This window comes from Mesorhizobium sp. M0296 (assembly GCF_040321675.1).
In the GTDB taxonomy this organism is placed as follows: Bacteria; Pseudomonadota; Alphaproteobacteria; order Rhizobiales; family Rhizobiaceae; genus Mesorhizobium.
On the sequence record NZ_JAMYRZ010000009.1, the window covers coordinates 139,380 to 152,201 of the forward strand.

9 protein-coding genes are annotated in these 12,822 nt (G+C 64.5%); 3 read left to right on the forward strand and 6 right to left on the reverse strand.

The genetic code is table 11. From position 1 onward, the window contains the following. Positions 1–2: 2 nt before the first annotated feature. Complete coding sequence (locus tag NKI97_RS11685) at positions 3–1,766, reverse strand: acyl-CoA dehydrogenase family protein (RefSeq protein ID WP_352834155.1); 1,764 nt, start codon at positions 1,764–1,766, stop codon at positions 3–5. Between the two features lie 556 nt (positions 1,767–2,322). On the opposite strand from NKI97_RS11685, the gene NKI97_RS11695 reads away from it, so the two are divergent. Then, positions 2,323–3,480, forward strand: coding sequence for a glycoside hydrolase family 25 protein (locus tag NKI97_RS11695; protein WP_502907096.1), 1,158 nt, complete (start codon positions 2,323–2,325; stop codon positions 3,478–3,480). Between the two features lie 21 nt (positions 3,481–3,501). Here the strand turns inward: NKI97_RS11695 and purD are convergent, their stop codons facing one another. After that, entirely contained in the window at positions 3,502–4,779 is a 1,278-nt protein-coding gene (gene purD / locus NKI97_RS11700; RefSeq protein ID WP_352834158.1) for a phosphoribosylamine--glycine ligase, read from the reverse strand. Between the two features lie 156 nt (positions 4,780–4,935). On the opposite strand from purD, the gene ubiA reads away from it, so the two are divergent. Further along, positions 4,936–5,919, forward strand: a complete 984-nt coding sequence (gene ubiA, locus NKI97_RS11705) for a 4-hydroxybenzoate octaprenyltransferase (protein ID WP_352834161.1) — start codon at positions 4,936–4,938, stop codon at positions 5,917–5,919. 258 nt (positions 5,920–6,177) lie between these two features. Here ubiA and NKI97_RS11710 read toward each other — a convergent pair whose 3' ends face one another. From NKI97_RS11710 to NKI97_RS11720, 3 genes are all read right to left on the reverse strand, one after another. Next, positions 6,178–6,744, reverse strand: a complete 567-nt coding sequence (locus tag NKI97_RS11710) for a DUF6101 family protein (RefSeq protein ID WP_352834164.1) — start codon at positions 6,742–6,744, stop codon at positions 6,178–6,180. Positions 6,745–6,930: 186 nt separating this feature from the next. Continuing rightward, positions 6,931–8,361: an FAD-binding oxidoreductase gene (locus NKI97_RS11715; RefSeq protein ID WP_352834167.1), complete on the reverse strand. Its 1,431-nt coding sequence runs from the start codon at positions 8,359–8,361 to the stop codon at positions 6,931–6,933. Between the two features lie 18 nt (positions 8,362–8,379). After that, complete coding sequence (locus NKI97_RS11720) at positions 8,380–9,360, reverse strand: L-threonylcarbamoyladenylate synthase (RefSeq protein ID WP_352834170.1); 981 nt, start codon at positions 9,358–9,360, stop codon at positions 8,380–8,382. Positions 9,361–9,519: 159 nt separating this feature from the next. On the opposite strand from NKI97_RS11720, the gene NKI97_RS11725 reads away from it, so the two are divergent. Further along, positions 9,520–9,951 (forward strand): hypothetical protein, encoded by a 432-nt coding sequence (locus NKI97_RS11725; RefSeq protein ID WP_352834173.1) that lies wholly within the window; start codon positions 9,520–9,522, stop codon positions 9,949–9,951. A gap of 29 nt (positions 9,952–9,980) precedes the next feature. Here the strand turns inward: NKI97_RS11725 and NKI97_RS11730 are convergent, their stop codons facing one another. Then, on the reverse strand, positions 9,981–12,737 hold the full coding sequence (locus NKI97_RS11730) for a glycine--tRNA ligase subunit beta (protein ID WP_352834176.1): 2,757 nt from the start codon (positions 12,735–12,737) through the stop codon (positions 9,981–9,983). Between the last annotated feature and the right edge of the window lie 85 nt (positions 12,738–12,822).

Here is a 12,822-nt window from a genome sequence, read left to right on the forward strand (position 1 = left end):
CGTCAGGCTGAGATCAGCGCCTTGCCGGCAACTGCAAGGCTGTCGGCGCCGCCGACGACGCGCTCTTTGAGCGCGGCCACTTCGCCAAGCAGGTTCTCGGCGAAGAACCGGCAAAGCGCGATGCGGTTTTGGTCGGCAAGCGCGCCGCGCGCCAGATAGGCCCCGCCTGCGGCAAGCGAGATCAGCCTGAGATAGGGCGTGGCGCCGGCCAGCGCCTCGTCCGATCGGCCTTCGGCTTGCAGGTCTTGCAGGAAACGGGTTGCCTGGGAGAGCTCGTCGAGCGCCTGGTCGAGGCGATCGGCGGTGCGGCCGAAGCCTTCAAGGTTCGACGCTCGCGCCGCATCGGCGACGGCCTTGAGTTCGGCGATGTAGCCATGCACATGCCGGCCGCCGCCGAGCGGCAGCTTGCGTGTCACCAGGTCGATCGCCTGGATGCCATTGGTGCCTTCGTAAATGGGCGCGATGCGCGCGTCGCGATAAAGTGCTGCGGCCCCTGTCTCCTCGATGAACCCCATGCCGCCATGCACCTGCAGCCCGAGCGAGGCGACCTCGACACCGACGTCGGTCGAAAAGGCCTTGGCCAGCGGCGTCAACAGATTGGCGCGTTCCTGCCAGTGCTTTGCATCTTCGCTCTGCGACGCAAGATCGATGGCGTGGGCGCAGGAATAGCAGATGGCACGGGCAATCTGGGTCAGCGCCTTCATGGTCAGAAGACTGCGCTGGATGTCGGGGTGATGCACGATCGGCGCCATGCCGGCACCGCCATAGCTTGCCGCTTTGCCTTGCCGGCGGTCGTTTGCATAGGCGAGCGCCTTCTGCGTCGCCGCCTCGGCGACCGCGACGCCCTGAATGCCGACGGCAAGGCGCGCATTGTTCATCATGGTGAACATGCAGGCGAGGCCCTTGTTCTCCTCGCCGACCAGCCAGCCGATCGCGCCGGGCGTAGCACCGTCGAAGCCATCGCCATAAATCATCGTGCAGGTCGGCGAAGCGTGGATGCCCAATTTGTGCTCCAGCCCGGAGCAGAAGACGTCGTTGCGTGCGCCCAGCGCGCCATCGTCGCCGACGAGGAATTTCGGCACCAGGAACAACGACAGGCCGCGCGTGCCGGCCGGCGCGTCCGGCAGCCGCGCCAGCACCAGATGGATGATGTTGTCGGTGAAATCGTGCTCGCCATAGGTGATGAATATCTTTTGCCCGAAGATGCGGTAGGTGCCGTCGCCGGCCGGCTCGGCGCGGGTTCGCAAGGCATTCAAGTCCGAGCCTGCCTGCGGCTCAGTCAGGTTCATGGTGCCCATCCATTCGCCGGAGACCAGCTTTTCCAGGTATCTGGCCCTGAGCGCCTGCGAGCCGTGCTTGTCGAGTGCTTCGACCGCGGCCATGGTCAGCGTCGGGGCGATGCCGAACGCCATCGAGGCGGAGTTCCACATTTCGAGCGCGGCGACGCCGAGCATGGCCGGCAGCGCCTGGCCGCCATACGCTTCAGGCGCGGACAGCGCATTCCAGCCGCCGCCGATCCAGCGGCGATAAAGTTCCTTCCAGCCGGGCGGGGTAGTGACGGCAGCGCCGTCGAGCACCGCGCCGTGCTGGTCGCCGACCGTGTAGAGCGGCGCCACCTCCTCGCTGGCGAAGCGGCCGGCCTCGGCCAGAATGGTGTCGACAAGGTCCTCGCCGAGTTCGCCAAAAATGCCGGCATCGAGCGCCGGCTTCAAGCCGGCGACATGCTTCAGGGTGAAGGCGATTTCCTCGACCGGTGCCCGATACATGGCGCTCGCTCCTCCTCTGTCCGGCCCTTCTCCAGTCTGGCAGGTCTACTTAAGACCTGTGCCGATGCAAAATCATCTGCTTTCGGAGTTCCCTGTCCATCTTCTTTTTACGTAAACGTCAAACTTTGTCACGCGGATTTTGCAATTGCCACGACGCAGGCTAAATTCGGCAAGAGAGAGCAGAACACCGAAATAGGATTGCCTCGTGCTCGCACGACCTGACACCTATCGCTGTAGCGAATGCGCCTGCTCTGGCGGACGGCCGGTTTTTGCTATCATGAAGGTAAGGTCGAGAACGGTGCAGCCTATTGGTCGGATCGCGGCATATTGTGCTCACCACCATGTTCGCTGACCCCTCATCGCAAACGCGAGGCCGAGGGAACGCTGTTGCAAGTGCCGGCGCTCGACCCGTTTCATATCCCCTCTCGCCAGTGACAACCATCAAGACCATCGACGGAGAAGCTGACCGAGCCGTGGCATGCGCGGGCCGCGATCGAAAGCATTTCCTTAACCAGGGCGGTTCAGGATTTGGCTTTGGCCAGCAAGGATCTGCTGTTTGAAAACGCCGGCGCGCCCCCTTGTCCGCTCAGCGCTTCTCGTTGTCGCGGCCGCGATGACCCTGGCGCTGACGCCGGCAAAGGCCTCGGATTTCTCCGAACCTTGGAAGGATGCCGACCGGGCGCTGGTCGTCGACGCCTACGAATATAATTCCATCGACTGGACCCGGCTAGCCGCCGACAAGCGTCTTGTCGGCTTCATCAACAAGGCATCCGACGGAATGCCGCCACCATATTTCTGTTTCGGCGACGAGACCGAGACGCGGCTGTGCAAGACGCTTTGGAAGCGCCATGCGATGGCACAGGAACTGTTCCAGACGCGCAAGGTGGTGGCCAAGGCGCTGGGCCTGAAATGGGGTGCCTATCATCTCGCCCGCCCCGGCAACCCCGTGGGACAGGCCAATAATTTCATCGAGTTCGCCGAACCCGGGCCGGACGACCTGCTTGCCCTCGACATCGAGGACGACGATCCCACCCAATGGATGTCGCTCGATGATGCCGAGGAATTCGTGCGCCATGTGCATCGTCGGGTTGGCCGCTTTCCAGTGCTCTACACCAACGGCACGACAGCCAGGCGTATCGCCGATAACAAGTATAAATACCCGCTCCTGTCCCGGCTGCCGCTGTGGTATGCGCGCTACAAGCCAGACATCGGCGTGCATTTTCCGATGGGCAACTGGCAGGGTTATGCGCTCTGGCAGTTTTCGGCGCGAGCAAATTGCGGCCGGTTCCGCTGTCCTTACAGGGTCGCGGGCACACCCAACGATATCGACGTCAGCGTCGCGCCGATGAACGCCACGGAATTGCGCGCGCAGTGGCCGTTCGGCGGCCTGATCGACGTGCAGCCGGATTATCTCACCTCGATACCGGTGCCGCTCTCACGCGAAGCCGGGCTCGCCGGCGGCACCATCACTTACGCAAGCGTGACGCCAGCAAGCTTCGAGGAGATGGTCGCGGTATTCAGGGCGCGCCTGGCCAGGTTCAGCAGCGGCTTTCAAATGGCTGCGGTGAAGGCGGCACCGGCCCTGCCGGGCGGGATTGCCGAATATGTCGCCTGGACGCGAAACGAAAAGCGTGCGGCATCGGTGCCAGGATTTGTCTCCACCGCCGACGCGGTCAGCAGCGTCTCGACTGAATTCGACCACGGCTTGCGCTGAGGCCGAAGGCCGCCCGAAGCATCAGTTCGCCTGCTCGCGCGCCACCGCCAGCCAGCCAATGTCGCGGCGGCAAAAGCCTTGCGGCCAGTCGATCTGGTCGAGCGCGGCGTAAGCCTTTTTCTGCGCCTCGCCGACGGTGCGGCCGGTCGCCGTGATGTTGAGCACGCGACCGCCATTGGCGACGAGTGCGCCGCCGTTTATGGCGGTGCCGGCATGAAAGATCTCGACGCCCTCACCCGCCGCCGCCTCGACGCCGCGAATGACCGAGCCCTTTTCCGGCGTGCCGGGATAGCCCCTGGCTGCCATCACCACGGTAAGCGCCGCCTCGTCGCGCCAGCGCACCGAAGTATGCGCCAGCTGGCCGTCAGCGGCTGCGTTGAGCAGGACCAGGAGATCGTCCTTCAGCCGCATCATCAGCACCTGGCATTCCGGGTCGCCGAAACGGGTGTTGTATTCGATCAGCTTCGGCCCCTTGTCAGTAATCATCAGCCCGGCAAACAGCACGCCGGAAAACGGAGCGCCTGTTTCAGCCATGCCGCGCATGGTCGGCTCGACGATCTCGCGCATGGTTCGGTCGATCATTTCCGGCGTCATCACCGGCGCCGGCGAATAGGCGCCCATGCCGCCGGTGTTCGGGCCGGTGTCGCCGTCACTGAGGCGCTTGTGGTCCTGCGCGGTGCCGAAGGGCAGCGCGGTGGTGCCGTCGCACAGGCAGAAGAAACTTGCTTCTTCACCGACGAGAAACTCCTCGACCACCACTTCCGCGCCGGCCTGGCCGAAGGAGCCGTCAAAACAGGCGTCGAGCGCGGCCAGCGCCTCGTCAAGCGTCATGGCGACGGTGACGCCCTTGCCGGCAGCGAGGCCGTCGGCCTTGATGACGATCGGCGCACCCGTCTTCTCGACATAAGTCCTGGCCGAAGCCAGATCGTCGAAGCGGCCATAGGCGGCGGTCGGGATGCCATATCTGGCGCAGAGATCCTTGGTGAAACCCTTTGATCCTTCCAGCCGTGCCGCCGCTTTTGACGGGCCGAAGACGCGGATGCCTTGGGCGCGCAGGTCGTCGGCGATGCCGGCGACCAGCGGCCCTTCCGGCCCGACCACGACGAGGTCTATTTCATTCTCGCGGCAAAACCGGACCACCGCTGCGTGATCGGCAGTATCGAGCCTCACCAGTTCGGCTTCGTGGCCAATGCCCGGATTGCCGGGCGCCGCGTAGAGTTTGGTCAGCAGCGGCGACGCCGCGATCTTCCAGGCCAGCGCATGTTCTCGTCCGCCGGAGCCGATCAGCAAAACACGCATGCCCAGATTCCTTACCGTTCCACGACCAGGACTGCGCTATTGCGCCGCGCGCGACGGGTCAAGACATTTGGCTGCCGAAGCGCCAATTGCGCGTGGCGAGCGTGCGGGGGCTGCTTGACGCTTGACGGCATTCGCCTCTGCTGCCACTCCAGCAAAATGGAAACCGTCCAGTCGAAAGCGGCCCAGGGCCGCGTCGCCGATGCGCCGAGCGGCCACTGGGTCTATCGCGTGCTGCCGCGGCGGTTGTGGCCCTATGCGCAGCTTGCCCGGTGGGACCGGCCGATCGGCTGGCAATTGCTGCTGTGGCCATGCTGGTGGTCGGCTGCCCTTGCCGCGAGCGCCTATCCGCGTCCGGCGGATCCGCTGCTCTCGCTGCTGCCGTCGCCGTGGTATCTGCTGCTGTTTTTTCTCGGTGCGTTCGCCATGCGTGGTGCCGGCTGCACCTACAATGACCTGGTCGACGAGGACATCGACAACCAGGTGGAACGCACGCGCTCGCGGCCGCTGCCGGCCGGCAAGGTCACGCGCCGGCAGGCCTGGATATTTGTTGTCGTGCAGGCACTGGTCGGCCTTGCCGTGCTTTTGCAGTTCAACAGCTTCGCCATCTCGCTCGGCATCGGTTCGCTGGTCATCGTCGCCGTCTACCCGTTCATGAAGCGGTACACCAATTGGCCGCAACTCGTTCTTGGCCTTGCCTTTTCCTGGGGGGCGCTGATGGGATGGGCGGTCGAGTTCGGCGATCTCGATGGGCCGGCAATCATGCTCTATATCGGCTCGATCCTGTGGGTGATCGGCTACGACACGATCTATGCGCATCAGGACAAGGAAGACGACGCGATCGTCGGCGTGCGCTCGACGGCGCGCCTGTTCGGCGACAACACCAAGGCCTGGCTGGCCGGGCTTTATGGCGGAGCGCTGGTCTGCTTCGCCATTGCCTTCGCCTCGGCACAGGCACCGGTGCCGGCGCTCGCCGGGCTGATCGCCGCCGGCGCGCATATGGCGCGGCAGATCGCCGTGCTCGACATCGACGACCCGGACCAGTGCCTGAGGCTGTTCAGATCGAACAACCAGGTCGGCTGGCTGATCTTCCTCGGCCTGATCGGCGGCGCGGTCTGGGTGGCGCTGAAGCCGCTGGTTTAAGAGCCAGCGGTATCGATTCGGCAGCTGCGGAATCGACCTTTCTCCAACTGCTTATGCCGCCCCTCATCGCCCTGCCGGGCACTTCTCCCCGTATAGCGACGGGGAGAAGCACGCCTTCGCAACGGATTTCGCCAATCTCAAGCGTTTGCAGAAAGAGTGCCGAAATTGCGGCCAGTGTCCCTTCTCCCCGTCACTATACGGGGAGAAGGTGGCGGCAGCCGGATGAGGGGCAGCGCCAACTTGCAAGCTGATTTCAATCTACTCCCGCGAAATAAGCTCCTCGCCGCCGATGACCAGCCTGAGGCCGAGGTCGCCGGCGCGGCGGCGGGCGAGGAAGCGCGGGCGGCGCATGGTCGAGACGCGACCTTTGCGGCGGTCCTGCGGCGGCAGCGCCTTGATGGCGGCGCCGAGCGATTCTTCCAGCGTGCGGGCAATGCCGTCGGCCTCGATCAGCAGCATCGGCAGCCGGTAGGCGTCGGCCCAGGCGCGCCAGTCGGCGGCGACATCGTCGAGATCGTCGGCCACCAGCAGCGGCACCGACAGCATCGGGTCATTGTGCAGAAGCTCAAGCGTCACTGTGACATTGCCATCCGGATCCTCCATCGCGCGGGCGGCGACGCCGCGAAACGCGTTGGCGGGCATAGCGATGATCGCCGGCACGCCGCTCATCTCCAGCGTGCGGCGGATAACCGCGCCGCGCTGGTCGATGGTGAAGATGACGTCGCCGTAGTCGTCGCGCGTGGCGTAGCTCACCACCTGCGGCAGGCGGAATGGGTCGAGACGCATATTGCGGCCGGCCCAGACTGGCTTCAGTCCAGTGTTCATATCGTGCCTTTCCTGTTTCTCCTGAGAGCCGGTGTTTCCGGTTCTCCGGGCCGGTTTTCCCAGCCTCGTTTGTGGAGAAACATTAGCGCGGGCTTCTTATCTTCGCGCTTAAGAAAGTCGGTTAAATTTTGCTGATCCGGGGCGGATGGTTATCGGAATGCGAACCGGCGCGGGCCGGCGAAAGGATCAGATAACCTTACCCGGATTCATGATGCCGGCCGGGTCGAACGCGGCCTTCACCCTGCGCATCAGCTCGATCGCCATCGGCGGCGCCGTCGCGATCAATTCGTCCCGCTTCAACTGGCCGATGCCGTGCTCGGCCGAGATCGAGCCATGAAACGAGCGCACGACCTCGTGCACGGCCTTGTTCATGACGTGGTAAAGGCCGAGAAACGCCTCGTCATCGCCGTCGACCGGCCGGGAAATGTTGTAGTGCAGATTGCCGTCGCCCATGTGGCCGAAGCAGACGACGCGCGCGCCGGGACTGACCGATTGCACGGCGCCGGCGGCCTTTTCGATGAAGGGCGGGATTGACGCCACCGGCACCGAGATGTCGTGCTTGATCGAGGCACCTTCCGGCTTCTGCGCCTCGGGCAGCACCTCGCGAAAATTCCAGAACGCATCGCCCTGGGCCATGCTTGCCGCGATCACCGCATCGCCGACGATGCCTTGCTCGAGGCCTGCCTCCAGCACCTCCTCGATCAGCGCCCCGGCATCGTCGGCCGAACGGCCCGACGAGATCTGCATCAGCACATACCACGGCCAATCGCCGGCAAGCGGCCGCACCACGCCTTGTGCGTGGGCAAGCGTGAAGTCGTAGGGCCTCTGGCCGATCAGCTCGAAGGCGGTGAGCGCTGCCCCTGCACGGTCCATCGCAAGACTGAACAGCGACAGTGCCGCCTCCGGCGATGACAGGCCGGCAAACGCCACCTCGCGCCCCTTGGGCTTGGGGAACAGCTTGAGCACGGCGGCGGTGATGATGCCGAGCGTGCCTTCCGCGCCGACGAACAGGTTCTTCAGATCGTAGCCGGTATTATCCTTTTTCAGCTTGCGCAGATCGTCGAACACTTCGCCGGTCGGCAGCACCACTTCGACGCCGAGGCAGAGCTCACGCGCATTGCCGTAGGCAAGCACGCCGGTGCCGCCGGCGTTGGAGGAGAGATTGCCGCCGATCTGGCAGGAGCCTTGCGCGGCAAGCGACAGCGGAAACAGCCGGTCGGCGGCATCGGCCGCTTCCTGCAGCGCCTGCAGGATGACGCCGGTTTCGACCGTAACCGTGTTGGACAGCGTATCGATTTCGCGGATGCGGTTCAGCCGCGACAGCGACAGCACGATCTCGCGGCCGGATGCGTCCGGCACCTGGGCGCCGACCAGCCCGGTGTTGCCGCTTTGCGGCACGATGGGCGTGCCGGTTTCGGTCGCCAGCCGCATGATGCTGCTGACCTCCTCGACGGTCCCCGGCCTCAGCACCAAAGCCGTCCTGCCGTGCCAAAGTCCGCGCCGCTCGGTGAGGTACGGTGCGATGTCCCGCTGATCGCGCAGCGCATATTTGTCGCCGACGATTGCCGCAAAGCGCGCGACGACGGCGGGGTCGAGACCTGGGGAAATGTCGTTCATGGGTGGAAACTATGGTGCTCAATCCATCTTGTCACGCGGGGCGATCTTGTCACGCGGGGCGGCGGCGCGCGAAAGCCGGTCATTGATCGCCTCGCCCAGGCCGTCGAACGGGATCGGCTCGACGGCGATGGTTTTGGCGCCACTGCCATCGAGATCCTGCAGATGGGCGAAGAGATTGCTTGCCGCCTCGCGCAGGTCGCCGGTCTCCGACAAATTGCGGAGGGCGGCTGCATCGCGCCAGCCTTCGGCACGGCGGCGGCCGAAGGCCAGCAAGGCTTCGCCCGGTGCGACCTCCGCAGCATTGAGCCGCACTGCCGCACCTGGCGCATAGTGCGAGGCGAGCATGCCGGGCGCCTCGATGCCCGAAGCGCCGCGCAGCAACTTTGTCCCGGCCACTGCTTCGATCTCTTCGGCGGCAATGCCGCCCGGCCGCAGCAGCCGCAGCTTTCCAGCTTCGACCTTGACGATGGTCGATTCCAGCCCGACCGGCGTCGCGCCGCCGTCGACCACAAGCTTGATCCGGGGACCGAGATCGGCGGCCACGGCTTCGGCCGTCGTGGCGCTGATCCTGCCCGAGGAATTGGCGCTGGGCGCCGCCAGCGCGCGGCCGAACCTGGCGATCAGCTCGCCGCCAAAGCCTTTCGGCATGCGCAGCGCGATCGTTTCCAGGCCGGCGGTGACCAGCGGATGAATGCCGTTGCCGGGCCGTTGCGGCAGCACCAACGTCAGCGGCCCCGGCCAGAATGCCTGCGCCAATCTTTCCGACAGCGGGTCGAACAGCGCGATGCGCTCGGCCATCGCCGGATCGGCTATATGGGCGATCAGCGGGTTGAAGCGAGGTCGGCCCTTGGCTTCGAAGATACGAGCCACGGCAACGCCATTGGTCGCGTCGCCGGCCAGCCCATAAACGGTCTCGGTCGGGATGGCGACGACATCGCCGCTCTCGAGCAGCGTCAACGCCCTTTCCATCGCCTCGCCGACGGCACGAATTTCAGCCACTGTCGTCACCTCACGGATGCGGGTGCCTAATACGCTGACGCCGGGCGAGCAAGCCCAGGCATTGGCGAATCGCAAATCGTTAAAATGCTATGTTTCCCCGCAAGCCGGCATCAACTGCCCTTGGCTAGGGTGCCGTCTCGTTGGGCAAGGGGAATTATCATGCTTTCGATGCGTATCCTTGGAGCGCTTGGTTTGGCGTTTATGGCCGGCACGGCACAGGCCTCGTCGCTGGTTTTTCTCGCGCAAACGACGGCGACGCCGTCGGTGGTAGGTGCCGGCGCGCTCGAGCGGGCGAAAACACCGTCGATCGTCGCGCTCGGCGAGAAGTTGCCTGACGTCAATGAAAACGTCACCGATGAAAAGGTCGCGGCAATCCCGAGCCAGCCGAACCATGGCTTCACCGGAAGCCCGATGATCATTCGCGGCGGTATCGTCGGCGATGCCTTTGCAACGCCCGCGCCCAAAGCCGCGCCGGCCACCGCTGCCGCGCCCGCCGCGGACAGCAAAGCCGACCCAAAGGTCGCCAGCAAAACCCCTGAACCAGCTGCGCCGCAGCCTGCGCCGCTAGCAGCTCCCGACCAGCCGAAATAGCGCCTGAAGCGATGATTTTTTCCCAGACGTCAGCCGGCTATCTTGGAGAAATCCGCGACCCGGTCGGTCGCCGCGCGGATGCGGGCGAGCAATGCCAGGCGATTGGCGCGCACCGCCTGGTCCTCATCGTTTACGAGGACTTTCTCAAAGAATGAATCAACCGGCTCGCGCAACACGCTAAGCGCCAGCATGGCGGCGGAAAAGTCTTCGTTTTGAATTGCTTCGCCGGCTTGCTTCTCGGCCTGATTGACCGCGGCGTACAAGGTTTTTTCGGCGCCCTCCCGGAACAGAGCCGGCTCAACGCTGCTTGCGATCGCTGTCGCCTTCTTCTCTTCGGCAGCCACAATGTTGGCCGCGCGCTTGGTGCCGGCAAGCAGGTTCCTGCCGTCCTCGGTGTCGAGGAAGGAGCCGAGTGCTTCGACGCGGCGGACTATTTGCAGGAGATCGTCGTTCGACGATTGGCCGATCTCCCCCCTTGAGGGGGAGATGCCCGGCAGGGCAGAGGGGGGCGCGACAGAATGAGACGCCGGCGGGACAGCGCCCCCCGCTGTCGGCTTCGCCGACATCTCCCCCTCTAGGGGGGAGATTGGCGCGCTTCCGCCACTCGCCAGGACGGCATCGATCAAATCGTGCCGTGCACCCTGGTCGCGGAGATAGACCTTTAGGCGGTCCTGGAAAAAGGAGAGGAGGTCGTTTTGGCCAGCGTCAAAGGTACGCAACCAAACGGCTATCTGCTTACGGAGGAGCGAGTCGACGCTTGCAGCAATTGCGGCAAAACGCACTTCATCAAACTCCAAACCAGTGAATGTTTCAGCATCCGCAAACCGAATAGCCGCCTCGCCCAGTTCCCTATTCCAGCGCTGATCGGCAAAAAGTAGCCACGCCGTTCTCCAGCTTGTTTTAAGACGAATTCTGATCCCATTCTCGACCAAAATCCTGACCACCCCCAGCGCCGCTCTTCTGAGCGCATAGGGGTCCTTCGATCCGGTTGGCTTTTCATCGATCGCCCAAAACCCGACCAGCGTATCGAGCTTGTCGGCAAGCGCCACGGCGACCGATACCGGATCGGTCGGCACGCGATCGGACGGGCCCTGCGGCTTGTAGTGCTCCTCGATGGCGGCGGCGACTGATGGATGCTCGCCCTGCAGCAGCGCGTATTTGCGGCCCATGGCGCCTTGCAGTTCCGGGAACTCGCCGACCACCTCGGTGGTGAGGTCGGCCTTGGCGAGCACGGCGGCGCGGCGCGCCAGCGCGATAATCTCCCCCCTCGAGGGGGAGATGTCGCCGAAGGCGACAGAGGGGGTCGGCACGTCCTGATGCGGCTTCCTATTTTGGACAGAGGACGCCGGCGCTTCACGCGAAGCGACCCCCTCTGGCCTGCCGGCCATCTCCCCCTCAAGGGGGGAGATTGCGCGCGCCACGATTGGTGCTAGTTCTTCGGCCAACCTGGCAATCCGCTCCACCCGCTCGCCTTGCGTGCCGAGCTTGGCATGAAACGTTACATTGAGGTGGTCGAGGCGGGCCATGCGCTGGTCGAGTGGCTTGTTGAGGTCGAGTCCGAACTTTTGCGCCGATGCCTGCAGCTGGTCGAGATCCGGCAGGTCGCCCTGGTCGGTTTTCCAGAAATAGAGCGCGTCGGACAGGCGGGCGCGCACCACCTTGCCGTTGCCATGGGCGATCTCCTTGCCGCCGTCCTTGGCCTCGATATTGGCGGTCAGGATGAAGCGGTTGGAGAGCGGCGATTGGCTGATCTCCCCCCTTGAGGGGGAGATGGCCGGTAGGCCAGAGGGGGTCGGCACGACCTGACGCGACTCCCTGTCGCGGACAGGGGATGCCGCCGATCCACGCGAGGCGACCCCCTCTGTCGCCTTCGGCGACATCTCCCCCTCGAGGGGGGAGATTTGGCGCGTCGTCACGAAGCACTTCTGGTTGGCGCGGATGGTGAGCCGGATTACCTCGGCCGGAATGGCGAGAAAATCCTGCTCGAATTCGCCCATCAGCACGACAGGCCATTCGACCAGGCCCGACACTTCCTCCAGCAGCCCCTCGTCCTCGACGAGGTCGAGCCCGCTGGCGAAGGCGAGGTTCCTGGCATCGGCAAGGATGATCTCTTTGCGCCTGTCGGCATCGAGCACGACCTTGGCCGCCTCAAGCCTGGCGACATAATCGTCGAAGCGGCGCACCGTGATGGCGCCAGGCGCATGGAAACGGTGGCCGTAAGTGATATTGCCTGAGCGGATGCCGTCGATCTCGAAATCGACGACCACCGGCTCCTCGGTTTCGGGGCCGAAGGTGCACAGGATCGATTGCAGCGGCCGCACCCAGCGCAGCGAGCCGGGCTTGGCTGAAGCCGGCCCCCAGCGCATCGATTTCGGCCAGGGGAAGTTGCGGATGATGCCCGGCACCAGCTCGGCGATGATCTGCTCCGCCGGCCTGCCCGGCCTGGAAATATGGGCGACATAGAAGTCGCCCTTCTTCGGATCGGAATGAACATGCGCCTCGGCAATCGAGGCAAGGCTGGCCTTGCGCAGAAAACCTTGCACCGCCGGCTCGGGCGCCTTGGTCGAGGGCCCCTTGATCTCCTCGCTGATGTCCTTCGAGCGCGCGGTCAGGCCGCGAATGTCGAGCGTCAACCGGCGCGGCGTCCAATATTCGCGCGCCGCCTCATAGGTCAGCCCGGCTTCGACCAGACCGTCGGTCAAAAGCTTCTTCAGGTCGCCGGCCGCCTTGCGCTGCATGCGAGCGGGGATTTCTTCGGAACGAAGTTCTAGAAGCAGGTCAGGCATTGAAAGAGCTCACGCGACAAAAAACAGCCGCCGCTTCGCGGCGTCCTCCCCCATCGAGGCGGAGGTAAGCGGGGCATAGCAACTC

What these genes read in the sequence shown, in the direction of transcription:
- NKI97_RS11685 (WP_352834155.1), bottom strand. Translation starts at nt 1,766, where the DNA reads ATGTATCGGGCACCGGTCGAGGAAATCGCCTTCACCCTGAAGCATGTC.
- purD (WP_352834158.1), bottom strand. Translation starts at nt 4,779, where the DNA reads ATGCGTGTTTTGCTGATCGGCTCCGGCGGACGAGAACATGCGCTGGCC.
- ubiA (WP_352834161.1), top strand. Translation starts at nt 4,936, where the DNA reads ATGGAAACCGTCCAGTCGAAAGCGGCCCAGGGCCGCGTCGCCGATGCG.
- NKI97_RS11710 (WP_352834164.1), bottom strand. Translation starts at nt 6,744, where the DNA reads ATGAACACTGGACTGAAGCCAGTCTGGGCCGGCCGCAATATGCGTCTC.
- NKI97_RS11715 (WP_352834167.1), bottom strand. Translation starts at nt 8,361, where the DNA reads ATGAACGACATTTCCCCAGGTCTCGACCCCGCCGTCGTCGCGCGCTTT.
- NKI97_RS11725 (WP_352834173.1), top strand. Translation starts at nt 9,520, where the DNA reads ATGCTTTCGATGCGTATCCTTGGAGCGCTTGGTTTGGCGTTTATGGCC.
- NKI97_RS11730 (WP_352834176.1), bottom strand. Translation starts at nt 12,737, where the DNA reads ATGCCTGACCTGCTTCTAGAACTTCGTTCCGAAGAAATCCCCGCTCGC.